This window comes from Flindersiella endophytica (assembly GCF_054779015.1).
In genome coordinates this window covers 243,152-266,906 of the sequence record NZ_BAAGYY010000043.1, presented here as the reverse complement: position 1 = coordinate 266,906, position 23,755 = coordinate 243,152, and the positions used below count along the sequence as shown (strand labels likewise).

Sequence of the window (23,755 nt, the reverse complement as noted above, 5' to 3'; positions counted from 1 at the left end):
TGTCCGTCTGGAACGGTCCTCAGCTCATCAAGCACCCGCGAAAACGACCGGAAACGCGATCGAAAATCCGGCGAAAGCGCAGGTCGTGGCGCACAAGAGCAGCGGCTACGGTTGCGCTATGCGAGTGCTTGTGGTGGAGGACGAGGAGGGTCTGGTCAGCGCGTTGCGCGCCGGCCTCTCCCGGGCGGGCTACGCCGTCGACGCCGCGCTCACCGGCGCCGACGCGCTGGAGAAGCTCGCCACGACGGAGTACGACCTGCTGATCCTCGACATCACGCTGCCCGACGCGAACGGCCTGGACATCTGCCGGTCGGTCCGCCGCGGCGAGATCGAGGTGGCTGCCGGCCGTGACCTGCGGATCCTGATGCTGACCGCGCGGGCGGGCCTGACCGACCGGGTACGCGGGCTGGACGAGGGCGCCGACGACTACCTCACCAAGCCGTTCGCGCTGGTCGAGTTGCTGGCCCGGATCCGCGCGCTGTTCCGCCGGGACGTGACCGCCGGCTCGGCCGTCCTGGAGGTCGGTGGGCTGCGGCTCGACAGCGCCCGGCACGTCGCCGAACGTGACGGCCGCGAGCTGTCGCTGACGCTGAAGGAGTTCGGCGTGCTGAGGTACCTGATGTCGCGGCCCGGGCACGTCGTGTCGGCCGAAGAGTTGCTCGAGCACGTGTGGGACGAGAACGCCGACCCGTTCACCCAGAGCGTGCGGGTCACGGTCGGCACGCTGCGGCGCAAGCTCACCGTCGACGGCGAGGAGCCGCTGCTGGAGACCGTGATCGGGCGCGGCTACCGGCTGCGGGAGCACGCGTGAAGGGCCGGCTGCGGCGCTGGATCCCGGCGTGGATGCAGACGATCCGCTTCCGGCTCACCGTGACGTACTCCGCGGTGCTGTTCGGCCTGGCGGCGCTGGTGCTCGGCGGCATCTACCTCGCGTTGTACTCCACGGTCGAGGTGGCGCAGCTGAACCCGATCGAGGTGCAGAAGTGGTACCAGGACGAGCACGGCAAGTGGCATCCGAAGGGTGACCAGACGTTCAAGGCCGCCGAGCTGGACAACGTCGAGGCGGCGGTCAACTACGAGACGCTGGACCGGCTGAAGACGTACTCCTTCGCGGCGATCGGCGGGCTGTTCCTGGCCTCGCTCGGCACGGGGTGGTGGCTGTCGGGGCGGGTGCTTCGGCCCGTACGCCGGATCACTGACAGCGCGCGGCACATCTCGGCGACCGATCTGTCCCGCCGGATCAACCTGGACGGACCGCAGGACGAGCTGCGCGCGCTGGCCGGAACGGTCGACGACATGCTTGGGCGGCTGGAGGGCGCGTTCGCGGCGCAACGTCAGATGGTCGACGACGCGTCGCACGAGCTGCGCAACCCGCTCGCGGTGATCCGGGCCAATATCGACGCTGTGCTCGCGGTCGACGACACCACGCCGGACGCCCGCGCCCAGGCCGTCACGGTGGTGACACGGGCGACGGACCGGATGACCTACCTCGTCGAGGACCTCCTGGCGTCGGCCCGGCGGTCTTCGCCGGCGTTCGTGGACGTGGACGTGGATCTGGCCGCGCTGGCGAACGACACGGCCGACGAGTACGGCCTGCTGGCGTCGGGCCGGGGACTGCGCCTCACGCGCCGGCTGTCGGAAGGCCCCCGAGTTGCCGGCGATCCGCAGGCGTTGCAGCGGGCGATCGACAACCTGCTCTCCAACGCGGTACGGCTGGCGCCGGACAGCAGCGAGCTGGTGCTGGCGGTGGGCAGCCGATCCGGCTGGGCCTGGCTGGCCCTGCGCGACTCGGGACCGGGCATCGCGCAGGTCGACCGGGAACGGATCTTCGACCGCTTCTACCGCGGCACCAACGGCGGCGACCCCTCCCTGGAAGACGGGGAGCGGCGCACGGGCCTGGGCCTGGCGATCGTCCGCCAGATCATCGAAAGCCACGGTGGCGCGGTGGCCGTGCACTCGGAGGAGAGCGTGGGCAGCACGTTCGTACTCTGGCTGCCCGACAGCGCTCTGGGTGACGCGCACCGCCGCAAGAGCGGCCCGCCGGCCGAGGACCCGCTCGGCTCCCGCCGCCCACCGCAGCCCAGCTGACGCCGGGCCCACTGCAGGGCGGGCCAGCCGCTTGTAAGTGGCTAGGCTGCCATTCGTGGCAGACGCGCCCATCGGCATCTTCGACTCCGGGTTCGGCGGACTCACCGTCGCGCGGGCTGTGATCGACCAGCTACCGCACGAGCCCGTGCTCTACCTCGCCGACACCGATCGCTACCCGTACGGCGAGAAGAGCATCGCCGACGTCCGCAAGTACGCCCTCGAGTGCCTCGACCATCTCGTCGAGCAGGGCGTCAAGCTCCTCGTCATCGCCTGCAACTCCGCATCCGCCGCCGTCCTTCGCGACGCCAGGGAGCGCTACAACGTCCCCGTCGTCGAGGTGATCCTGCCGGCGACACGACGTGCGGTCGCCGCGACCAGGAACGGCCGGATCGGTGTGATCTGTACGCACGCCACCGCCACCTCCATGGCCTACGACGACGCGTTCGCCGCCGCACCGCACGTCGAGGTCTACACCCAGGCCTGCCCGAGGTTCGTCCCGTTCGTCGAGCAGGGCGTCACGACCGGCCCGGAGCTCCTCGCAGCGGCCCAGGAATACCTCGAACCGCTCAAGCAGCACGACATCGACACGCTCGTGCTCGGCTGCACCCACTACCCACTCCTCACCGGCGTCGTTCAGCTGGTCGCCGGGCCCGCGGTCACGCTGGTTTCCAGTGCCGACGAAACCGCGAAGGACGTCTACGCGAGGCTCGTCGGTCTCGGTCTGGAACGCGCCGAGTCGTTGCCCCCACCCCGCCATCGTTTCCTGACCACGGGAGATCCGGTTCCGTTCATGCGCATTGGCGGACGATTCCTCGGCCCCGAGATCGCATTCGTCGAAGAGGTTCGCTAGTCCGCGAGCGGGTGCGACAGCCGGGTGCCGCCTAGTGGGATACGCCACAAAGTTGATCTTGGGATGCGCGAACGCCCAGTGCGCGTTAGGGTCGCGTGCGTGAAGCTGACCGTCGTAGGGTGCTCGGGATCGTTTCCAGGTCCGGATTCGGCGGCCTCGTGTTACCTCGTCGAGGCTCCGTACGAAGGACGTACGTACCGGCTCGTCCTCGACTTAGGCAGCGGCGCTTTGGGCGCCCTGCAGCGATACGTCGACCCGTACGAAGTCGACGCCGTCGGGTTCAGCCATTTACATGCCGACCACTGCATGGACCTCTGCGCCTATTACGTCGCGCGCAAGTACCACCCCGACGGCCCCAAGCCGCAGATCCCGGTTTACGGGCCGTTCGGCACCGCCGACCGGATGGCGGCGGCCTACGGCTTACCTGCCGAGCCTGGCATGCGGGAGGAGTTCGACTTCCGCGCCTGGCTCGGTGGTGACGGCTGCGAGCTCGGCCCGTTCACGGTGAAGCCGGTGCCTGTGGCGCATCCGGTCGAGGCGTATGCCGTCCGGATCGAGCACCAGGGCAAGGTCCTGGTCTACTCCGGCGACACCGGCCCGACCGACGTGCTGCTGGAGCTGGCGCAGGGCGCCGACCTGTTCCTGTGCGAGGCGACCTACCTCGTCGGCCAGCCACAGGCGCCGAACGTCCACCTGACGGCGTGGAAGGCCGCGGAGTACGCCGCGCGAGCCCGGGTGGGCCGGCTGGTGCTGACCCACATCCCGCCGTGGAACGACCGCACCCAGACGCTCGCCCAGGCCCTGCCGGCCTACGACGGCCCGACCGATCTGGCCAGCCCCGGCTCGGTTTTCGAGTTCTGAGACGAATCGTCTCGGTTTAGGCTGACCCGGTGAGCACTCCCCAACTCGCCAGGCGGCTCGGCACGTTCGACGCGGTTGTCATCGGGCTGGGCGCGATGCTCGGTGCCGGTGTGTTCGCCGCGTTCGGTCCGGCGGCCGCCGTGGCCGGGCCCGGTCTGCTGCTCGGGCTGGCGATCGCCGGTGTCGTCGCGTACGCCAACGCGACCTCGTCCGCACGGCTGGCCGCGCTGTACCCCGAGTCCGGCGGCACCTACGTCTATGGCCGGAAGCGGCTCGGCGACTTCTGGGGCTACGCCGCCGGCTGGTCGTTCGTCGTCGGCAAGACGGCCTCGTGTGCCGCGATGGCGCTGACGGTCGGTGCGTACGTCGCGCCGGCGTACGCGCGCTGGATCGGGGCGGCGGCGGTCGTCGCGCTGACCGCGCTCAACTACCGCGGCGTGCAGAAGTCCGCGTGGGCCACCCGGATCATTGTCGCGATCACCCTCGTGGTGCTCGCGTTCGTGGTGCTCGCGTGCCTGTACCAAAGCATGCTGCTGACGGCCATCTACGAAGAATCCCTGGGTGCCGTGCACCTGCCGCCGCACACGATCGGCGAGGCGGGCGCCTATGGCGTCCTGCAGTCGGCCGGACTGCTGTTCTTCGCGTTCGCTGGATACGCCCGGATCGCGACGCTCGGCGAGGAGGTACGCGATCCGCGCCGGACCATCCCGCGGGCGATCCCGATCGCGCTGGCCATCGTGCTCGTGGTCTATCTGGCAGTCGCCGGCGGGCTGCTCGAGGCGTTCGGCCCGACGGGGCTCACTTTGGTGGCGAACAGCAGTGCACCGCTGCACGACATGGTGGCCCACACGCCATGGAGCGAATGGGCCTGGATCGTGACGATCGGCGCGGCGGTGGCGGCGCTCGGGTCGCTGCTGGCGCTGATCCTCGGCGTCTCGCGTACGACGTTCGCGATGGCGCGCGACCGCCACCTGCCTCCGCTGCTGTCCACCGTCCACGAACGCTTCCAGGTCCCGCACCACGCCGAGCTCGCGGTCGCCGTCGCCGTGATCCTGCTCGTGCTCGCCGTCGACCTGCGTGGCGCGATCGGCTTCTCGTCGTTCGGCGTCCTGGTCTACTACGCGATCGCCAATGCCTCGGCGCTGACGCTGAGCCGCGAGGAGCGCCGCCCGCCGCTCGTCCTGTCCGCGATCGGGGTGCTCGGCTGTCTGCTGCTCGCGTTCACGCTGCCGTGGCAGTCCGTCGTCTGGGGTGCGGCCGTGCTGCTCGCGGGCGCCGGGATCTGGCTGATCCGCCACCTGAATGCCGCTCGGCCGGCGTGATGCGAACCGGTGAACGACCGGTGGCTTTCCGGCGTCCGGCCGCCTGAGCGTGCTCGTTTTCCGGGGACGACACCCGACCTCGTGGGTTTCCCGGGTTAAGGTTCCGGCGTGAAGTGGCGGCGAGTAGCGATCTGGGTGGTCGTGGTCGCTGCGTTCGTTCGGGCGATCGACGCGGTTCAACTGCAGTTCCGGATGCCCGTCGGCGAGCGCCTCGACGACCTGCGGGTCTATCTCGCGGCCGGCAACGCGCTGTTGCACGGAGTCGACCCCTACACCGTCACGCTCGAGCACGGCGAGGTGTTCACCTACCCGCCGTTCGCGATCGCGTTGTTCGCGCCGCTGTCGATGCTGCCCGTGGCCGTCGCGCAGTGGCTGATAGCCGCGGCGTTGTTCGCCGTCGCTGTCGGCCTGGCCCGGCGAGCGCCCAGGGAAGGGCCGCTGACCGGCACGGGCTTCTGGGTGACGCTCGCCGTCGTCCTCGGCAGCGAGGTCTTCTACGACTCGATCCGCTTCGGGCAGGTGAGCCTGTTCCTGGTGCTCGCCGTGGTGTTCGACGCCACGCTGCCCGCCAACAGCCGCTGGAAGGGCGTACTCCTCGGCCTGACCGCGGCGATCAAGCTGACGCCGCTCGCGATCGTGCCGTTCCTGCTGGTCGGCAAGCAGTACAAGATGGCGACGCGGGCGGCGGTGGCGTTCTTCGCGTCCAGCCTGCTGGGGTTCGCGTTCGCTCCCGGGCCGTCGCGGGAGTACTGGGGCAAGCTGCTGTGGAGCACCGCCCGGGTCGGCGACGACGGCTCGCTCGGCAACTTCGCGCTGCGCGGCACGCTCGAACGTACGGTCGGCGGCTCGATCTCGACGTCGGCGTGGATCGGGCTCGCGCTGCTGTTCGCGGCCGGCCTGTGCTGGCTGATCTACCGGCGGACGCCCGCACGTAACCAGATCCCGTCCGGTGAGCTGGTGCTGGTCGGCGGGCTGGCGTCGCTCGTGCTGTCGCCGATCACCTGGACGCATCACATGGGCTGGATGCTGGCGGCGGTGCCGCTGCTGTGGGGACGTGGCTACCGGGCGCTGGCCGTTGCGTCGGCGGTCGCGATGGCCGTGCCGTTCTACTACATCGCGAAGATGGGCTATCTGGGCTCGTTCTACGAGTTCGGGCTCGTCATTCGCATGCTGTTGTGCGTCGCGGCGGCGGGCGTGCTGGCCTCGGGGGTGATCCGGCGGCGGTCGCGGACACCCGGACCGCCGGAGGAGGCGACCTCGGTAGGGTCGGGCCCATGACCGCTGTGCTTTCCCGGGGACAACCCCGGACCCCGAGAACCGATGGCCGGGCGGCCGACCAGCTGCGTACGGTGCGGTTCACCCGCAACTGGCTCGACCACGCGGAGGGGTCGGTGCTGGTGGAGTTCGGCAAGACCCGCGTCCTGTGCGCCGCGAGCGTGACCGAGGGTGTGCCGCGCTGGCGCCGCGACTCCGGCCTGGGCTGGGTGACCGCGGAGTACGCCATGCTCCCGCGCGCGACCAACACGCGTAACGACCGCGAGTCGGTGAAGGGCAAGCTCGGCGGGCGCACGATGGAGATCTCGCGGCTGATCGGCCGGGCGATCCGCGCGATCGTCGACTACAAGGCGCTCGGCGAGAACACCATCGTGCTCGACTGCGACGTCCTGCAGGCCGACGGCGGCACGCGTACCGCCGCGATCACCGGTGCGTACGTCGCGCTGGTCGACGCGGTTTCCTACCTCGAGGGGCGCAAGGCGCTGAAGGGCAAGGCGCTGACCGGCTCGGTGGCCGCGGTGTCGGTCGGCATCGTCGACGGCGAGCCGCTGCTCGACCTCTGCTACTCCGAGGACGTCCGCGCCGAGACCGACATGAACGTCGTGATGACCGGCGACGGGCGGTTCGTCGAGGTGCAGGGCACTGCCGAAGGCGAGCCGTTCGACCGCAAGCTGCTCGACGGCCTGGTCGACCTGGCGGCCGGTGGCTGCGCGGAGCTCACGAAGCTGCAGAACGAGGCGCTGGGCCGGTGACCGAGGCTCGTTTGGTGCTGGCCACGCACAACCGCTCCAAGCTGGCCGAGCTGGACCGGATCCTGCGGCCGCTGGTGCCGTCGGTGACGGTGCTGGGCCTGGACGACTTCCCGGCGTACGACGAACCGGCCGAGACGGAGGCGACGTTCGCGGGCAACGCGTTGCTGAAGGCGCGGGTGGCGGTCAAGCAGGTGGGGCTGCCGGTCATCGCCGACGACTCCGGCCTGTGCGTCGACGCGCTGAACGGCATGCCGGGCGTACTGTCGGCGCGCTGGGGCGGGAAGCCGAAGAGCTACGAACGCAACAACGAGCTGCTGCTGTCGCAGCTGGAGGACGTCCCGGACCCGCGGCGGGGGGCGGCGTTCGTGACCGTGGCCGCCCTGGTGCTGCCGTCCGGCGACGAGACCGTGGTCGAGGGCCGGCTGCCGGGCACGATCATCCGCGACCTGCGGGGCACGAACGGATTCGGCTACGACCCGCTGTTCGTACCGGAGGCCGACGACCGCACGCTCGCCGAGCTCGACGACGCGGCGAAGGACGCGATCAGCCACCGCGGCCGGGCGTTGCGAGAGATCGCGCCGTTGGTGGCGAAGGCGTTGGGCGCGCCTACGGCTTCCTGATCAGGCGGTAGCCCCACAGCTCGAACAGCTCGTCGACCGGCTTGCCGGCGACCTTGATGCCGACGTGCTTGCGCTCGGCGTTGTCCAGCGTCCAGCCCTTGTGGCAGAACCGTTCGCGGACCTCCGCCTCGGTCAGGCCGGCGCGCATCGGCGCGAGCTTCGCCGGCTGGAACCCGAACAGCAGGAACGTCGCGCCGGGCGCGGCGATCGCGGTCACGCTCTCGACGTAGGCGTCGCGCCGGTCCGTGGGCAGGGTGTGGAAGCAGCCGTAGTCGAACACCAGCTGATAGCCGTCACCGATGCCGAACTCGGGCAGGCGGGTGGCGTCGGCCTGGACGAACGTGGGGGAGACGCCGGCCTTCCGCGCCTTGCGCCGGGCGATGGCCAGCGCCTTCGGCACCATGTCGACGCCGGTGACGGTCCAGCCGTGTTCGGCGAGGTAGGTGCTCTCGGTGCCGGTGCCACACCCGATGTCGATCGCCCGGCCGGGCGGCAGGCCGCTCTCGACCAGCTCGACGAGCTCGGGAGTCGGCGTGCCGCGTTCCCAGAACGTGAGGCCGAGCCGGTAGAACGTGCGGTAGACGACGCCGTACCAGCGGCGACCCTCGACTCGTGATCCCATCGGTTCCTCCCGAGTGGCATGACGCGAGATGAAACGTCTTGTATTACGCTATGCCAATGCCACCGGAGAGGTCAAGAGCCGAGATCCTGGCCGCCGTCCTTCCGCTCGCGGCCGAGCAGCCGGCGATGGACCAGCTCGCCGCGGCCGCGGGCGTGTCCGTGCGCACGCTGTACCGCCTGTTCGGCAGCCGTGCCGCGTTGTTCCGGGAGCTCGGCTGGGAGCCGCCGCCCTCCGCGCGCGAGCAGATCCTCGCGGCGGCGCTGGAGCTGGTGGGCAGGGGAGGGCTCGCGGCGCTGTCGATGGACGAGCTCGCCGAGGCGGCCGGCGTTTCACGGGCGACGCTGTACCGGCTGTTTCCCGGCAAGTCGGCCCTGTTCGACGGGCTGATCCGTACGTACGCGCCTTGGGAGGCGGTCGCCGACGCGCTCGAGGCACTGCCGGACGCCCCGCCGGCCGAGGTGGTCCCCGCACTGGCCCGCGCGATCGCCGAGTCGATGGAGGGCCGGGCGGTGCTGTTGCTGCAGATGGTCTTCGAACTGCTCACCGGCGATCCGGACACGCTGGCAGGCGCCCGGCACGCGATGGTGCGCGGGCTGCCCGACCTGATCGGCTACCTGGAACGAGAGATGGCCGCCGGCCGCCTGCGGCGGATGCATCCGGTGGTGGCTGCCCAACTGTTGGCGGGGCCGATCCTGGCGCACCAGTTGACCCGGCCGCTGGCCGAGTACGCGCTGGGCGGCACGGCCGGGTCGGAGGAGTCGGTCGGCGAGATCGCCGCTGCCTGGTTGCGGGCGTTAGCTCCGTGAGACGTCGTCGAAGAGGGCGACAAAGAGCGAGTACGGCTTGCCGTCCGCCGCGCGTGGGCGGTCGGCGTATTCGTTGAGGAGGGAGATCAGGCGCATGCGCAGGTCGGCGTAGTCGTCGTCGGACAGGCGAAGGCCGAGGCGGGCGAACGGCACGGAGTCGGGGTCGACGAGGCGGGCTTCGGCGAGGAACGCGTCGAGCATGGCCTTGCCGCCGCCGGTGTCCTTGGCCTTGCTGGTGTCGAGCCGCCACGACTTGTCGGTGGAGAGGTAGGGCACCTCGCGCGCGCCGCGCGTGCCGCGGCGGTCCTCCTGTGGCACCAGGAAGCCCGTCGACACCAGGGTGCGGACGTGGTGCAGCACCGTCGCGGGGTTGAGGCCGAGCCGCTCGGCGATCTCCTTGTTCGTACGCGCCTCGTCCAGGCAGAGCCGGATGATGCGCAGGCGTACCGCCGACGCCAGCGCCTTCGCCTCGGCATCGGTGGCCGGTCTTCCGTGCGTTCCGCTCACGAGTTCAAGCCTACTGATTGACTTTTCCCAATCAGTCGTCGATGCTGTTGGCGTGTTGCTCGCCGATCGGGACTTCCGGAAGCTGCTGATCGCCGATGTGTGCAGTCAGATCAGCACACAGGTCATCGTGCTCGCGATGCCGCTGATCGCCGTCGTCGCGCTCGGAGTGGGGGAGTTCCAGGTCGGCCTGCTCACGGCGCTCGGCTACGCCGCGTTCGTGCTGATTGGGCTGCCGGCCGGGGCGTGGGTCGATCGGATGCGGCGGCGTGACGTGCTGATCGTCGCCGACATCGCCAGGGCACTCGTGCTGGTCACGATTCCGCTTGCCTGGTGGGCGGATCTGCTGACGATCTGGCAGCTGTACGCGGTCGCGCTCGGGCATGGGGTGCTGACCGTGTTCTTCGACGTTGCGTACCAGAGCTACCTGCCGTTCCTGGTCGGGCGCGCGAACATCGTCGAGGGCAACGCGCGGCTCGAGGTCGTTCGCGCGACCGCCACGATCGCCGGCCCGAGCTTGGCGGGCGGGCTGGTGCAGCTGCTCGGTGCGCCGATCGCCGTCGCCGCGAACGTGGTCAGCTTCCTCGGCTCCGCCGGCTTCGTGGGAATGATCGGCAAACGTGAGCTCAGGCCCGAGGTCGCGGACCGCGGGCGGCTGATCCAGGACATCAAGGAGGGCTTGCGTTTCGTCCTGCACAGCCCGTTGCTCCGCGCGATCGCCGGCTCCACGGGGTCGGCCAACCTGTTCGCGGGCATGGCGGGCGCGATGGAGACGATCTTCCTGGTGCGTGTGATCGGCTTGCCGCCCGGCCAGATCGGCGTGTTCTTCTCGATCGCCGCGGTCGGAGGACTGCTCGGGGCGGCGTTGTCGAGGAGGGTCGCCGCGACGCTCGGGCAGGGCCGGACGATCTGGCTGTCGATGGCGGCGTCGAGCCCGTTCTGGCTGCTGGTCCCGCTCGCGCAGCCGGGCTGGTCGGTCTGGCTCGCGGCCGCCGGGATCGGCGTGTTCCAGGCGGGCTGCGTCATCTACAACGTGACGCAGGTGAGCTTTCGCCAGGGCCTGACGCCCGAACGCCTACTGGGCCGGATGAACGCCACGATGCGCTTCCTGGTCTGGGGCACACTTCCGTTGGGCGGCCTGCTCGGCGGAGTACTCGGCGAGCTGCTGGGCGCGCGGGCCGCGCTCTGGGTCGCCGCGATCGGAATCTGCCTGACGTTCCTGCCGACGTTCCTGTCGCCACTGCGCGGAATGCGAGAACTCCCGACTGTCGGTGCTCGATGGCAGGATCCAAGCCATGAAGAACATTCGGACGCATGAGCGGGCCACCGAGCCCGAAGACCCTCAGCCGCTTCGTCCTCGAGCGGCTCAACGCAGGCGACGTCGACGGGCTGGTCGCGCTCTACGAGCCGGACGCTGTCCTTGCCCTGCCCGACGGTCGGGCGGCCACCGGCCATGCCGAGATCCGGCAGGCCTACGAAGGGATCGTCGCCGGCCGGCCGACCTTCGCGGCCGGCCGGCGACTTCCCGGTTTACGCAACGGCGAGTTGGCGCTGACCGCCACCCAGCTGCCGGGCGGTGCGGTCACGGCCGAGGTCGCCCGCCAACGACCGGACGGCACCTGGCTCTGGGTGCTCGATCAGCCAACGCTGTTGCGGATGCCGCCCTGACGCCCCAAACCCCCAACGTTTCAAGGCGGCTGAGCTCTCGCGCTCACGATCCTGCTGAAGCGCTGTCGGATGGCCGGCGAGCAAGGTGTGTGTCGGCCGGCTCCCCGATGGACGGCTCGGGCTGGACAGGCCGTGCCCTCGAAGCATCCGTGAGGGTCAAGGCAGTGTCCAGCGCTGGTTGGCACCGCCGGTGCAGTCCCAGATCTGCAGCCGTGTGCCGTTCGCCGAGCTCACGCCGGTCGCGTCGAGGCAGCGGCCGGACGCCGGATTGACCAGCGAGCTGTTCGCGCCCGCCTGCCAGCGTTGGGCTCCTGTGCCATTGCAGTCCCACAGCTGCACCTGCGTGCCGTTGGCCGTCCCGGCGCCGGCGACGTCCATGCACTTGCCGAGCGCGCGGATCGTCCCATCGGTGCCGACCGTCCACGTCTGCGCGCCGGTGCCGTTGCAGTCCCACAACTGCACGGCGGTGCCGTTCGCGGCGTTCGCGCCCGCCACGTCGACACACTTGCCGCCGTAGCCCGTGATCCGCCCGACCCGGGCGCCCGGGGTGTCGCTGGTCGAGACGCGTACGTAGTCGACGACCAGCTGCTGCGGAAACTGCGTGGAGCCGTCCGGGTCGCCGGGCCAGTAGCCGCCGACCGCGAGGTTGAGGATGATGAAGAACGGGTGGTCGAACACCCAGCGGTTGCCGTTGATGTCGGCAGGCGTCTTGGTGAGATAGGTCTGGCCGTCCACCGACCAGGTGATCCGGCCGGGCGACCAGTCGATCGCGAACGTGTGGAAGTCGTTGGCGAACTGCTGCCCGCCCGGCAGTGTGTAGCCGCCGCCGATGCCACCCGACCCGGAGTAGCCCGGACCGTGAATGGTGCCGTGCACCGTGCTCGGCTCGAACCCGACGTTCTCCATAATGTCGATCTCGCCGCTCGTCGGCCAGCCGACCGAGCCGATGTCGTTGCCGAGCATCCAGAACGCCGGCCACATGCCCTGCCCGCGCGGCACCTTGATTCGCGACTCGACGTGCCCGTACGTCTGGGTGAACTTGCCCGCCGTGTTGAGCCGGGCCGAGGTGTACTCACAGCGGCCGTACCAACAGGTGTAGTTGCCGGGGTTCTCCCGCTTGGCCGTGATGACCAGGTGTCCCTGGCCGTCGAGTGCGGCGTTGTTGGTGCCGGAGGTGTACCACTGCCGCTCGTGGTTGTTGACGTTGTCGCCGGTCTCCTGTGTCCACCGGCTGCCGTTGACACCGCTGCCGGCCGGTCCGTCGAACTCGTCGGCGAACGTCGCCGCCGCGGCCGTCACCGACGCCGGTGAGCCGGACGCACTTGACGACGTGCCGGTGCCGGCCGGCGGGAGTGCCGCCTGGGCGGGCGCGCCCAGCGAACACAGCGCGATCAGAGTCGCGCCGGCGGTCAGCGCACCGAGGAACGTTTTGCTGCGGAATCTCATGACCATGTCTGCACCGCTTCTCGAGGACTCGAGGAAATGGAGGCATACCGCAGAGCGAGGCCGTCCGAGCGGGCGCAGCGCCGGATGACACTAGCTTCAACCCGGCGCTGCCCGACCGGCACGACCTAATTTCAAGTCGTGAGTTAACTCCCACTCACCGTATCTGTCAAGTTTCTTTGTTGTTTTCAGGTGATGAAGACATGGATCGACGCGAGGTGAGCGAGCGTCCCGACGCGGCGCGACAGTTCCGCGTTTTGCTCCGATGGGCGAGGATAGGCGGCATGGTGCGGGAGGGGAATTGCCCATGACGATCAACGTCCTGCTCGCCGATGATCAGGGGCTGGTGCGGGCAGGTATCCGGGGGCTGCTGGAAAACAGCAAGGACATCGCGGTGGTTGGTGAGGCGAGCGATGGCGCCGAGGCCGTTCTGGGCGCGCGCAAGCACCGGCCCGACGTTATTTTGATGGACATTCGCATGCCGCGCATGGACGGCCTCGAAGCCACTCGCCAGATCATCGCCGACAAGACGCTGGCGAGCTCCCGGGTGGTCGTGTTGACCACGTTCGATCTGGACGAGTACGTCTTCGAGGCCTTGCGCGCGGGCGCGAGCGGCTTTCTCTCCAAGGACATCGAGCCCGCGGAGCTTCGCCGGGCGGTCCGCGTGGTCGCCGCGGGTGACGCGTTGCTCTCACCGCGCGTCACCCGCCGCCTGATCGCGCACTTCGTCGACACCGCGCCGCGGCCGGCTCAGGTCGAACGGCTGTCCATCCTGACCGAACGCGAACGAGAGGTGATGTCGTTCGCCGCCGCGGGGTTGAGCAACGCCGCGATCGGCCGGAGGCTCTCGATCAGCGTCGAGACGGCCAGGACACACGTCCATCGCGCCATGAACAAGCTGAACGTCCGCGACCGCGCCGAGCTGGTGGTGCTGGCCTACGAGACCGGCCTGGTCCGCCCGGGCCACACCTGAGCCCGCGTGGGCGCGGGTCAGCCTCCCAGCGTCAGCAGGTATCCCGCGCCGGCGAGGACGACCATCACTCCGGAGAAGAAGAGGTTTCCGGGCACGGTCAGCCCACCGGGAAGCGTGAACGTGTTGGGCTTCTCGCGGTCGGGCATGTAGTCGGTCCCAGGTCCGAGCACGGCGACGAACTCACCTCCCCAGACAGCGAGCGGAATGACCAGTGCCGCGATCGCTCCGACGCCCGGCTCCGGACTCGGCCGCCACAGCAGCCAGAGGCCCAGCGCCGTCAGTGCGAAGCACGACACCATGAGCTGGACGAGATGGAACTTGGCGTGTGGATGCCAGCCCTCGTGGAACAGGTGCGTGCGGTTCCACTGGAAGCCCACCAGCGCGACGGGGGTGGCACCGAGGGCGATCGTAAGCAGAATGTGACCGGCCAGGTTCATATGGCAACCTCCCAACGAGACCGATCCTAGGCGTCGACGACGACGACCTTGCCCCGCACGTGGCAGGTGCGCACCAGGTCGTGTGCGGCGCCGGTCTCCTCCAGAGGGAACGTCCGCTCCACGTGCGTGCGCAGCAGGCCGTCGTCGTACCACTGTGCGAGCTGCCTGAGATCGGCAGAGTCCGGGCGCATGAAGACATACTGGCCGCCCGCCGCGGTCACGGCGAGATAGGCGATCGACAGGATGCGTTTGGGATCGGTGACGAGCTTGAACGACTGCTCCAGCGCGTTGGAGTCGGCGAAGCCGACCATGTCGAGGCTGGCATCGATCCCATCCGGCGCCAGCTCGCGTACGCGGCTGGCCAGACCTTCGCCGTACTCCACCGGCTCGGCGCCCAGCCCGGCGAGGAACTCGTGGTTGCGCGGGCTGGCGGTGCCGATGACGCGCGCGCCCAGGATGCGCGCGATCTGCACGGCGTAGTGTCCGACCCCGCCGGCGGCCCCATGAATGAGCACGGTCTCGCCGGGCTTGATGCCGAGCCGGTAGATCGACCGGAGAGCTGTCAGCCCGGACAGCGGCAGCCCGCCGGCTTCGGCCCAGGAAGCGCTGCGTGGCTTGTGCGCGAGCGTCCGAACGGGTGCCGGCACCAGTTCGGCCTTGGTGCCGTGGTGGATCTCGTCGCGCCGGACCAGGCCGAACACTTCGTCGCCGACCTCGAACTCCGGAACGGCCCGGCCCACCCGCTCCACGACGCCGGCGAGATCCCAGCCGGGGATGACGGGGAAGTAGACGTCGAGGTAGGCGTCCATCGTCCCCTCCTGGAGCTTCCAGTCGACCGGGTTGACTCCGGAGGCTCGCATTCGCACGACAACCGTGTCCGGACCGATCTTGGGCTCGGGCCAGTCCTCGACCAGGCGCAGGGCGTCCGATCGGCCGTACTCGTAATACGCCATTGCACGCATGCTGTCGCCTTCCTACGCGATGTTTTCCGGCTTGTGACCCACGACCATGGACTCCGGTCCGGCCAACCGCTCGGCATAGCAGGCTTCGAAGCCGGTCTCGCGAAGCCAGCCGAGGCAGTCCGCACTGGTGTAGTCGTAACCACCTGGGCTGACCAGGAGCATGTGCAGGCTGGTCAGCAGGCCGTGGATGTTCTCGCGACGGTCGTCGTCGATCATGCCGTCGTAGACCAGGACGGCACCGCCGGGCGGCAGTGCGGCGAAGGCCTTGCCCAGCAGGGTTTTCTTGGTCGAAAGGTCCCAGTCGTGCAGGACGTGACCCAGTACGATCACGTCGGCCGAGGGCAGCGGATGAGTGAAGAAGTCCCCGGCCTGGAACCGGAGCCGGCTGGCGAGGCCCGCTTCGGTGACGGCCTCCTCGAACCACGGTTGGACCGGCGGCAGGTCGAAGCCGATCCCACGCAGGTGGCGATGGCGCGAGGCCAGCCGGATGAGGAGAGGTCCGGCGACCGAGCCGATGTCGGCGACCGTGTGGTACTTGTCCCAGGGGAACTTCTCGCTCAGCACCAGCTTGGCTCCGAGCGACGCCCCGTGCATGGCTCGCTGGAACCGCCGTACGCGTTCCGGATCCGCGTAGAGCGCCTTGAAGGCGTCCATGCCTCCGGCCGTGATGTCGCTTTGTGGTTCGCCGGTCAGAAGCGCCTGCGGCAGGTCGGCCCAGGTCTGGTAGAACCTGCCGTGAACGAATCCGAGGAAGCCGGACACGTCGGACTCGGGCTTGGCCGGATCGAGGTACGTCCCGGCGGCCGCGGTGTTGCGGTAGCGGCCGCCCTCGCGCTCGAGCAGGCGAAGCGCGACCAGCGCGTCGAGGAAGTCCCTCGCACCACGGGGATGCAGCCCGAGCCGCTCGGTGAGCTCGTCGAGCGTCGCGTCCGGTCGCCGCGCCAGATCGGCGAAGACACCGAGCTGGACGGCCGACATCAGCACGCCGGCGTCCCAGAAGCCGAGGCCGGTGTGGACGACGTCCCACAGGCCCCGCAGCGGGTCGGACTCCGCGTCGGTGTTCGCCTCGGCGCCACCGAGCCGCCGTCGCACCTTCGCGGTGTCGTGGTAGTCGGTGAACTCGACGATCTTGCCGTCGTGCAGCCGCCAGGCGTGCGCGAACTCCACGGCGCACTCCCGGCCGGTGGAGCCGTCCCGCAGCTGTTGCGTTCCGAGGACGACCACCCGGTCGCCGGACTCCAGGAACTCCTCCGGTGTCGCATGCAGCTCGGAGAGGACGGTGTGCGCCTGCCGGAGGAACGTCTGGACCTCCCTTCTGCCGTGCCTGGCTCCGCCGAGCGGGGCGTCCTCGGCCTCGCCGGCAACGGCGAACTCGGCGTCGGACGCGAAGCGCCTGAGCGCGGAGTCCAGGTCGCCGCGGTTGACGGCGTCGTAGCAGCTGCGAATCTGTTCGGTGTTCGCGGTCATCGGATAGTCACTCCCGAGCGGGGTTGGGCATGGCGGTTTCGGCGAGCACGGTCTCGACCAGGGACGTGTCGTGTTTGGCGGCCTGGAACAGCGGATGTTCCAGCGTCGTAAGGAGAAACTCGATTGTGGTGCAGACGCCGGGACCGGCGATCCGGAACTCGCGCAGGGCGCGCGCCATCCGGGTCAGCGCCTGGGTGCGGTCCGGCGCCCACACGATCGTCTTGGCGAGCAGGGAGTCGTAGTCGGACGGGATGCGGTACCCGGGCCGCCCGTGCGTGTCGACGCGGACGAACGGCCCACCCGGCGGCCGGAACTCCTCGAGGTTGCCGGGCGTCGGGATGAAGCCGCGGCGCGGATCCTCCGCGTTCACCCGGCACTCGACGGCGACGCCACGCAGGTCGACGTCGTCCTGACCTACGCTCAGGCGTTCTCCGCCGGCCACCAGGATCTGTTCGCGTACCAGGTCCAGCCCCGACACCAGCTCGCTGACCGGATGCTCGACCTGGATCCGGCAGTTCACCTCCATGAACGTGAACCGCCGGGCGGGGTCGACGAGGAACTCGAACGTGCCCGCGCCGCGATAGCCGACCGCGCGGGCGCCACGGACGGCGGCCTCCCGGATCTGCTCGACGAGGTCCGGGGGCAGGTCGGGGGCGGGTGCCTCCTCGATCAGCTTCTGGTGCCTGCGCTGGACCGAGCAGTCGCGTTCGCCTACGTGGATGGCGTTTCCGTGCCCGTCGCACAGGACCTGCACCTCGACGTGCCGCGCGGACTCGACGTAGCGTTCCAGGTAGACCCGGTTGTCGCCGAAGAGCGTTTGCGCCTCGGAACAGGACCGCAGGAAGGCGTGGTTGAACTCCGCCTCGTCCGTTACGACGTGGATGCCACGTCCGCCACCGCCGGCCACGGCCTTGATGGCCACCGGATAGCCGGTGCGGCTCGCGGCCTCCCTGGCAGCCGTGACGTTCGGCATCGCGTCGGCACTGCCTCGCACCACCGGCAGGCCGGCGTCGGCCATCAGGCTCCGGGCCTGTGCCTTGTCGGCAAGCCGTTCCATGACGTCCGGCGGTGGCCCGATGAACGTGAGATCGTTCTCGGCACAGATCTCGGCGAAGTCGGGATCCTCCGACAGGAACCCATAGCCGGGGTGGACGGCCTCGGCTCCGGTCCGTTTGGCCGCCTCGACGATCGCCGGAACGTTGAGGTAGCTGCGGCGCGGCGGGGCCGGACCGATGTGCACGGCTTCGTCGGCGTAGCGCACCACGTCGGAGTCCCGATCGGCGGTGGAGTAGACCGCGACCGTACGCAGGCCGAGCTCGCGGCAGGTGCGTGCGATGCGGCACGCGATCTCGCCGCGGTTGGCGATGAGCACCGAGTCGAACACGCGAATCCCTACTCCTGTCCCGGCTCCGGTTCCGTGGGTGCGACGGCGATCAGGTGCTCGCCGTACTCGACGGAGCCGCCGTCGGGCACCAGGATCTTGACGACCTCACCGGCCAGCTCGGACTCGACCGGCAGCATCGTCTTCATCGCTTCGACGATCGCCACCTGCTGTCCCGGCTGGACCTGATCGCCTTCGGTCACGAACGGCGCGGCGTTGGGTTCGGGCGCGCGGTAGAACGTCCCAACCAGCGGCGCGGTGATGTAACGCAGCCCGGCGTCCTCGTCGGCCGGTCCCGGGTCGAGCGAGCCGGTGGGCAGCGGTGCTGCCGGCTCCGTGGCGTCCGGTACCGGCTGGAACTCCATCTCGACCGCGAGCTCTCCGGCCCGAAGCCGCAGCGAGCGCGGTGCGTCGGACAACGATCTGAGCAGCTCGGTCGCGTTCCTGCAAAAGGTTTCGAGCGCGTCAAGATCGTGCGAACTCGAGCCAGGCGCCATCTCGTCCTCCTTCCTCGCTACCGGCGGTCAGGCCCATCCGGCGGAACCGGGCTCGCCGGTCGCGTACGAGCTGGTCGGGCCGGACGTCCCGGAGCTCGTCGACGGCGCCGACCAGCGCATCCCCGAGCAGGCAGGCGGCCTCGGCCGGATCCTGCTGTGCCCCGCCGTCCGGCTCCGGCACGATCGCGTCGATCACCTCGTGGCGGAGCAGGTCGGACGCCCGCAGTCCCAGGGCCTTCGCCGCGGTCGGAGCCAGCGCGGAATCCTTCCAGAGAATCGCCGCGCAGCCCTCCGGGCTGATCACGGAGTAGATGGCGTTGGCGCACATCAACACCCGGTTGGCGACGCCGAGCGCCAGCGCGCCGCCGCTGCCGCCTTCTCCCGTGACCACGGCGACCACGGGTACGGGCAGTCCGGCCATCAGCCGCAGGTTCTCCGCGATGGCGAGGGCTTGGCCCTGGTCCTCGGCCGCGATGCCCGGATACGCACCCGGCGTGTCGATCAGCGTCACGACGGGGACACCGAGCTTCGCCGCCAGGCGCATCAGCCTGGCCGCCTTGCGGTAGCCCGCGGGTTCGGCCATGCCGAAGTTTCGCGCCATGAGCTCTGCCGGGTTGTGCCCCTTCTGGTGGCCGACCACGACGACCGGCCGGCCTTCGAGCACTCCGACGCCGCCCACGATCGCGGAGCAGTCGCCCGACAGGCGGTCTCCGTGTAGCTCGTGGAAGGACTCGAAGAGATAGCCGATGTAGTCGAGCGTGGTCGGGCGTTCCAGCTGGCGCGCGAGCTGCACGACCTCCCACGCATCCGTGGTTTCGGGTCGGCGACGTGGCGCGGGCGGTCCGTCCGGCGAACGTGGCGGTGGGCCTCCCGGCTCGGCGAACGTCAGGAGCCGCGACAGCACCGTACGCAGGGACGACCTCGGCTGGATGTCGTCGATCAGTCCCTTGTCCAGGAGGTACTCCGCCGTCTGGAAGCCCTCCGGGAGCTCCTGTTTGATGGTCTGCCGGATCACGCGCGGTCCGGCGAACCCGAGCCGGGCGCCGGGCTCGGCGATGATCACGTCGCACGACGTGGCATAGGACGCGGCGACTCCGCCGTACGTCGGATCAGTGACGATCGACACCGTCAGAACCCCGGCGTCGTCGAGCTGGCCGAGAGCGGCACTGGTCTTCGCCATCTGCATCAGCGAGATCGCGCCCTCCTGCATGCGCGCGCCACCGGACGCGCTGACGATCAGCAGCGGCGTACGATCGCGCAACGCGTGCTCCGCGGCCTGCGTGATCAGCTCGCCGACGGCACCGCCGAGGCTGCCGCCCAGGAAGCGGAAGTCCATCGCCGCGACGACGACCGGATGGCCGTCGATCCGGCCTCGCACGCACAGAACGGCTTCGGGCATCCCGGTCCGGTCGCGAGCCTCTCGCAGCCGGTCGGGGTAGCTCCTGGAGTCGACGAAGCCCAGGTGATCGACGGTCTCCGCGCCGACGTCGAGCGGCTCCGCGCTGCCGGGGTCGAGCAGGAGGTCCAGCCGTCGCCGCGCGGTCAGCGGTGCATGGTGACCGCACTCGGCACACACGTCGAGGTGGCGCTCGAAACGCCTGCGATACAACAGCGTCCGGCACCCTTCGCAGACGACCCAGTCGCAGGTCATCGTGCCGACCCCTGCAGCTCGGCCGCTCTCCTCTCCAGGACAGCCTTGATGTGCGTCTGGTTGGCCTGTGTGGACTTGTCGAGATGCTCGGTCATGCTCGCGTCGTCGGTGAACGCGCCGGGCTTCAGCTCGAAGTCCTGCACCCAGCGCATGTGCACGCCGTCGCCGGTGTCCTCGTACTCCCAGAAGAGATACATGTACTTGAACACGCCCACCTCGACCCTGCGGGCCCGGACGTTGCGTGCCTCCCGGTCGACCACGCGTTCGGAGACCCAGCTCCAGACCTTCCCCTGGGCGTCCGGGCGCATGGTGAGCCGGAACGTCACAGCGTCGCCGTCCTGCCGCAGGATGTCGACCGACGCGTACTCGTTGAAGAGCTCCGGCCACGACCCGAGGTCGTTGGTCGTCTCCCACACCAGATCGAACGGTGCGTTGATGTGGACGGAGTTGTCCGTGTGGCCTGCCATGGCTTGCCGCCTCACTGCGTCTCGAGATGCTGGTTGATGTAGTCGAGCGCGTTGCCGGGTGTCCGCATCACCTCCACCACGCCGTCCGGGATCGGCACGTGATACTCGCCCTGGACGCGCGAGGCGAACTCGAGCAGCGCGAGCGAGTCGTACCCGATGTCGCTGAAGGGCGTCTGGAGCGTGTCCGGCGCTTCCCAGTCGACCGTCTCGGGCGCACCCGCGGCCTTCTCCATAATTCGTTGCAAGTCGTCAATGGTGAATTGACGCACGGTCGTCTCCTTTGCTGTTGCCTCTCATCACGCTGCGGGGCCGCCGACCGCCGGCGGCGGATCGTCGGCGTTCGGTGGCTGTTCGGTGTCGACGTGCCCGAGTTCCGGACGCGGTGCCAGCGGGCAGATCTGGAAGACCAGGAACGCCTGCGCATCGGTGTCGTTCTCGAACCGGTGCCGTTGACCGCGGCGGACCATCAGCGCTTCGTCCGTCTCCACGTGGATGTCGACCCCGTCGACCCACATGGTGACCGAGCCCTTCACGACATAGCAGAACTTGTCGGAGTAGGGGTTGTACTGCTCCGCGACGTAGTCGCCCGGCTCCAGGGCGATCGTGCCCATGAAACCGTCCGTGGCGCCCACGGTGTTGGGGCTCAGCAGGACCCGGACGTCGCCGCCGAGTCGTGAGTTGCCCGGCACGTCCTGCCTGGCCACTTTGACCAGCGATTGACGATGCATTATCCGGACCACCAGCCCTGAGTGTCGACGCCCTGGTCGGGCGACCAGGTGTAGAACGGCGTGGCGATCGAGTCCGAGAGCTCCGTCCACTGCTCGGGCCGATAACGCTCGAGGTAGCCGGCGAGCTGGGTGTTGACGTCGTTGAAGTCGGGCCGTTTCCGGGCTTCGTAGAGCCGGGGGAGCACGTTTGTGTCGGCCTCGATGAGATGCATGTACAGGTCGTGGTGCCGAAACAGCGTGCGCCTCGTGAGACCCATGAAGTGCGGCATCTCGTCTTCCTGGTCGTGCTTGGCGAAGATGTCGGCCACCGGGCCGGCGTTCTCGGGTTTCATGCGCATGACCATCAGGGCTCGAAACGTCATGCTCGGCTCCTTTCTGTCGCGACGATCTGGTCGACGACTTCGATGAGCGTGTTCTCGGGATCGGCGTCGGCACCGTCGGAACGCCAGGCCACGAAGCCGTCCGGCCGGACGAGCCAGGCACCGTCGGCGGGTAGCCCGCAGGTCTCGGTCCACCAGCTCTCGTCGTCGCGCAGGTCGCCGGTGGCGCCCAGACGGTAGGCCCGCAAGGGAATCTCCAGCTTCGAGGCGGCGTGGTCGGCCGCGTCGGCCCAGCGCGCGCCGTCGGCACCGGTGAGCACGACGAAGGAGTCCTTGAACACGTCGATCGTGGAGACTGCCCTGCCGCCGTAGGTGACCCAGCGGTGTGGTGCGCGGCTGCCGGGCTCGCCGGTGAACGTGAGCTCCCGTGGGAGGACGTCGATGGATCGGCCCGATCCGGCGATCGCCGCGGAGGCGTAGCGGTATCCCATCGTCACGATGACGAAGTCGCGGAACTTGTCCCGGTCGTCCTCGGCCAGCCGGCCGCGCGACCGGAACAGCATCCAGGCCTGGTCCGCGGTCGCGGCACCGACCGGACGGCGTTCCGCCTCGTAGGTGTCGAGCAGGCCGGGATCGGCCCAGCCCTGGACCACACCGCGCAGCTTCCAGGCCAGGTTGTGCACGTCCTGGATCCCCGCGTTGACACCGAATCCGCCCGCCGGCGGATGCGCGTGGCAGGCGTCACCCGCGAAGAAGACGCGCCCGTGCCGGTAGGTGTCGGCCACCAGGTGCCTGGCCTCCCACGGTGTGAACGACTCGATCTCGACGTCCAGGGCAGGATCTCCGGCCGCGACCCGGGCGAGCTCGACGCAGCGTTCCGTGTCGAAGTCGGTGTGGGACTCACCCCGCTCAGGGTCGTAGTTGACGCTGAACATCCAACGGCCGGGCTCCAGGAACACGACGAAGCCCTGGGCCCGCTCGTTGTGCACGTACATCAACGTGAACGCGGGAATCCCCGCCGGGAGGCGGACCTGGGCGCGGAAGACGATGTTGACGAAGTGCCCGGCCACGCCCTCGCTGCGATGCCCGACGCCGAGCATCCGCCGCAACGGGCTGCGTACGCCGTCGGCCGCCACCACGTAGTCGGCGTCGACAACATACGTCCGGCCCGACGAAGCGTGCTCTAGCGTGCAGCGCACGCCGTCGCCCTGCTCCTCCAGCGAGACCAGTCGCGTCCCGAACCGGATGTCGGATCCCTTGTCGCGTGCGGAGGCGAGGATGAGCGGCTCGTAGCGGTCCTGGCCGCACCAGATCGGCATGCACGGCGTGAACTCGGCGTACGGCACGTCGTGCGACTCCATGACGAAGCCCTTGTCCAGCTCGGCCATCGACGAGGCTCCGAGCATGAGCAGCGGGATGGCCCGGCCGGCCCGGACGTCGTCCAGCTGCTTGCCGGGTCCGACGATCTCCATGCCTGCTTGGCGGATCGCGGGCTCCAGGCCGGTCGACCGGAACAGCTCCATGGTTCTGGCGTGGATGCCGGTAGCCCGCGGAATGACCGACGGCTCCGGCCGCTTGTCGACCAGAATGGGCAGGACACCCTGCGCGGACAGGAAGTGCGCCGCCGACAGGCCGACCGGGCCGCCGCCGACGATCAGGACGTTCGTGTGCTCGTGAGCGGTCATCGAGGCACTTCCTCGACGTAGCTGACCTGGTAGAGATTCATCTCAGGAGTGGCGATCGCCCGGACCTCCCGGAAGTGCGGGTGCACCTCGGGGTTGTCGAGCATCGCCTCGAACTTCTCCTTGCTCTCCCATTGGGCGTAGTTGGTCACGCGAGTGCCGTCGAGGCTTGCGTGGAAGCTCGCCGAGACGAACCCCGGCTGCTTGCACATCACGGACGTGGTGGCCTCGACCAGCAGCTCGACCAGGCGTTTCTGGTTCTCCGGCTCGACGGTGAAGGTGTTGATCATCGTGACGACGGACTGGTCTGTTGCTATGTAGGGCATCTGTGCCTCCTTACGCGGTCCTGACGGCGTGCGCACAGTTCGGATGGAACGAC

Annotated in this window: 27 protein-coding genes; 12 read left to right on the top strand and 15 right to left on the bottom strand. The window is 69.4% G+C overall.

The window, feature by feature from the left end; all coding sequences use genetic code 11:
• The first annotated feature begins 118 nt into the window (after positions 1–118).
• The 8 genes from ACYVF6_RS44525 to rdgB all read left to right on the top strand — a co-directional run bounded on the left by ACYVF6_RS44525 (position 119) and on the right by rdgB (position 7,768).
• Positions 119–811: a response regulator transcription factor gene (locus ACYVF6_RS44525; protein ID WP_460532654.1), complete on the top strand. Its 693-nt coding sequence runs from the start codon at positions 119–121 to the stop codon at positions 809–811.
• Entirely contained in the window at positions 808–2,088 is a 1,281-nt protein-coding gene (locus ACYVF6_RS44520) for a sensor histidine kinase (protein ID WP_460532651.1), read from the top strand. The genes ACYVF6_RS44525 and ACYVF6_RS44520 overlap by 4 nt, the downstream gene beginning before the upstream one ends.
• A 55-nt stretch (positions 2,089–2,143) precedes the next feature.
• Positions 2,144–2,938 carry a glutamate racemase gene (gene murI, locus ACYVF6_RS44515; protein ID WP_460532648.1) on the top strand — a complete coding sequence of 265 codons (795 nt, stop codon included), beginning with the start codon at positions 2,144–2,146 and terminating at the stop codon, positions 2,936–2,938.
• 99 nt (positions 2,939–3,037) lie between these two features.
• The gene (locus ACYVF6_RS44510) at positions 3,038–3,799 is read left to right on the top strand and encodes an MBL fold metallo-hydrolase (protein WP_460532645.1); all 762 of its coding nucleotides are present in this window, start codon (positions 3,038–3,040) and stop codon (positions 3,797–3,799) included.
• A gap of 29 nt (positions 3,800–3,828) precedes the next feature.
• Entirely contained in the window at positions 3,829–5,121 is a 1,293-nt protein-coding gene (locus tag ACYVF6_RS44505; protein WP_460532642.1) for an APC family permease, read from the top strand.
• A gap of 108 nt (positions 5,122–5,229) precedes the next feature.
• Entirely contained in the window at positions 5,230–6,399 is a 1,170-nt protein-coding gene (locus tag ACYVF6_RS44500; RefSeq protein ID WP_460532639.1) for a glycosyltransferase family protein, read from the top strand.
• The gene (gene rph / locus ACYVF6_RS44495; protein WP_460532636.1) at positions 6,396–7,148 is read left to right on the top strand and encodes a ribonuclease PH; all 753 of its coding nucleotides are present in this window, start codon (positions 6,396–6,398) and stop codon (positions 7,146–7,148) included. The genes ACYVF6_RS44500 and rph overlap by 4 nt, the downstream gene beginning before the upstream one ends.
• On the top strand, positions 7,145–7,768 hold the full coding sequence (rdgB, locus tag ACYVF6_RS44490) for a non-canonical purine NTP pyrophosphatase (RefSeq protein WP_460532633.1): 624 nt from the start codon (positions 7,145–7,147) through the stop codon (positions 7,766–7,768). Before rph ends, rdgB begins: the two co-directional genes overlap by 4 nt.
• On the opposite strand, the gene ACYVF6_RS44485 is transcribed toward rdgB, so the two are convergent.
• The gene (locus ACYVF6_RS44485) at positions 7,755–8,390 is read right to left on the bottom strand and encodes a class I SAM-dependent methyltransferase (protein ID WP_460532630.1); all 636 of its coding nucleotides are present in this window, start codon (positions 8,388–8,390) and stop codon (positions 7,755–7,757) included. The two genes, rdgB and ACYVF6_RS44485, sit on opposite strands and share 14 nt — an antisense overlap.
• Before the next feature lie 56 nt (positions 8,391–8,446).
• Between ACYVF6_RS44485 and ACYVF6_RS44480 the strand changes: the two genes are divergently transcribed.
• Positions 8,447–9,196 (top strand): TetR/AcrR family transcriptional regulator, encoded by a 750-nt coding sequence (locus ACYVF6_RS44480; protein WP_460532627.1) that lies wholly within the window; start codon positions 8,447–8,449, stop codon positions 9,194–9,196.
• Here ACYVF6_RS44480 and ACYVF6_RS44475 read toward each other — a convergent pair.
• Positions 9,185–9,703, bottom strand: coding sequence for an ArsR/SmtB family transcription factor (locus ACYVF6_RS44475; RefSeq protein ID WP_460532624.1), 519 nt, complete (start codon positions 9,701–9,703; stop codon positions 9,185–9,187). The genes ACYVF6_RS44480 and ACYVF6_RS44475 overlap by 12 nt on opposite strands.
• Before the next feature lie 52 nt (positions 9,704–9,755).
• On the opposite strand from ACYVF6_RS44475, the gene ACYVF6_RS44470 reads away from it, so the two are divergent.
• Positions 9,756–11,018: an MFS transporter gene (locus ACYVF6_RS44470; protein WP_460532621.1), complete on the top strand. Its 1,263-nt coding sequence runs from the start codon at positions 9,756–9,758 to the stop codon at positions 11,016–11,018.
• On the top strand, positions 11,015–11,368 hold the full coding sequence (locus ACYVF6_RS44465; RefSeq protein ID WP_460532618.1) for a YybH family protein: 354 nt from the start codon (positions 11,015–11,017) through the stop codon (positions 11,366–11,368). Before ACYVF6_RS44470 ends, ACYVF6_RS44465 begins: the two co-directional genes overlap by 4 nt.
• Before the next feature lie 156 nt (positions 11,369–11,524).
• Here the strand turns inward: ACYVF6_RS44465 and ACYVF6_RS44460 are convergent, their stop codons facing one another.
• Positions 11,525–12,820: an RICIN domain-containing protein gene (locus tag ACYVF6_RS44460; protein ID WP_460532615.1), complete on the bottom strand. Its 1,296-nt coding sequence runs from the start codon at positions 12,818–12,820 to the stop codon at positions 11,525–11,527.
• A gap of 298 nt (positions 12,821–13,118) precedes the next feature.
• On the opposite strand from ACYVF6_RS44460, the gene ACYVF6_RS44455 reads away from it, so the two are divergent.
• Entirely contained in the window at positions 13,119–13,784 is a 666-nt protein-coding gene (locus ACYVF6_RS44455; RefSeq protein ID WP_460532612.1) for a transcriptional regulator, read from the top strand.
• A 17-nt stretch (positions 13,785–13,801) separates the two neighbouring features.
• On the opposite strand, the gene ACYVF6_RS44450 is transcribed toward ACYVF6_RS44455, so the two are convergent.
• The 12 genes from ACYVF6_RS44450 to ACYVF6_RS44395 are packed head-to-tail and all read right to left on the bottom strand — an operon-like array spanning position 13,802 to position 23,702.
• Positions 13,802–14,221, bottom strand: coding sequence for a DUF6640 family protein (locus tag ACYVF6_RS44450; RefSeq protein ID WP_460532609.1), 420 nt, complete (start codon positions 14,219–14,221; stop codon positions 13,802–13,804).
• A gap of 26 nt (positions 14,222–14,247) precedes the next feature.
• Positions 14,248–15,174: an NADP-dependent oxidoreductase gene (locus ACYVF6_RS44445; protein WP_460532606.1), complete on the bottom strand. Its 927-nt coding sequence runs from the start codon at positions 15,172–15,174 to the stop codon at positions 14,248–14,250.
• A 21-nt stretch (positions 15,175–15,195) separates the two neighbouring features.
• Entirely contained in the window at positions 15,196–16,650 is a 1,455-nt protein-coding gene (locus tag ACYVF6_RS44440; RefSeq protein ID WP_460532603.1) for a methyltransferase, read from the bottom strand.
• A 7-nt stretch (positions 16,651–16,657) separates the two neighbouring features.
• Positions 16,658–18,034, bottom strand: a complete 1,377-nt coding sequence (locus ACYVF6_RS44435) for an acetyl-CoA carboxylase biotin carboxylase subunit (protein ID WP_460532600.1) — start codon at positions 18,032–18,034, stop codon at positions 16,658–16,660.
• A gap of 8 nt (positions 18,035–18,042) precedes the next feature.
• Positions 18,043–18,450 carry an acetyl-CoA carboxylase biotin carboxyl carrier protein gene (locus tag ACYVF6_RS44430; RefSeq protein ID WP_460532597.1) on the bottom strand — a complete coding sequence of 136 codons (408 nt, stop codon included), beginning with the start codon at positions 18,448–18,450 and terminating at the stop codon, positions 18,043–18,045.
• Between the two features lie 46 nt (positions 18,451–18,496).
• Positions 18,497–20,179: an acetyl-CoA carboxylase carboxyltransferase subunit alpha gene (locus tag ACYVF6_RS44425; protein ID WP_460532594.1), complete on the bottom strand. Its 1,683-nt coding sequence runs from the start codon at positions 20,177–20,179 to the stop codon at positions 18,497–18,499.
• Positions 20,176–20,646 (bottom strand): SRPBCC family protein, encoded by a 471-nt coding sequence (locus ACYVF6_RS44420; protein WP_460532591.1) that lies wholly within the window; start codon positions 20,644–20,646, stop codon positions 20,176–20,178. Before ACYVF6_RS44420 ends, ACYVF6_RS44425 begins: the two co-directional genes overlap by 4 nt.
• 11 nt (positions 20,647–20,657) lie before the next feature.
• Complete coding sequence (locus ACYVF6_RS44415) at positions 20,658–20,891, bottom strand: phosphopantetheine-binding protein (protein ID WP_460532588.1); 234 nt, start codon at positions 20,889–20,891, stop codon at positions 20,658–20,660.
• A 51-nt stretch (positions 20,892–20,942) separates the two neighbouring features.
• Positions 20,943–21,374, bottom strand: a complete 432-nt coding sequence (locus tag ACYVF6_RS44410) for a cupin domain-containing protein (RefSeq protein WP_460532585.1) — start codon at positions 21,372–21,374, stop codon at positions 20,943–20,945.
• Positions 21,374–21,736, bottom strand: coding sequence for a TcmI family type II polyketide cyclase (locus ACYVF6_RS44405; RefSeq protein ID WP_460532582.1), 363 nt, complete (start codon positions 21,734–21,736; stop codon positions 21,374–21,376). Before ACYVF6_RS44405 ends, ACYVF6_RS44410 begins: the two co-directional genes overlap by 1 nt.
• Positions 21,733–23,379, bottom strand: a complete 1,647-nt coding sequence (locus ACYVF6_RS44400) for a Rossmann-fold NAD(P)-binding domain-containing protein (protein ID WP_460532579.1) — start codon at positions 23,377–23,379, stop codon at positions 21,733–21,735. The genes ACYVF6_RS44405 and ACYVF6_RS44400 overlap by 4 nt, the downstream gene beginning before the upstream one ends.
• Positions 23,376–23,702: an antibiotic biosynthesis monooxygenase family protein gene (locus tag ACYVF6_RS44395; RefSeq protein WP_460532576.1), complete on the bottom strand. Its 327-nt coding sequence runs from the start codon at positions 23,700–23,702 to the stop codon at positions 23,376–23,378. The genes ACYVF6_RS44400 and ACYVF6_RS44395 overlap by 4 nt, the downstream gene beginning before the upstream one ends.
• Positions 23,703–23,755: the final 53 nt, after the last annotated feature.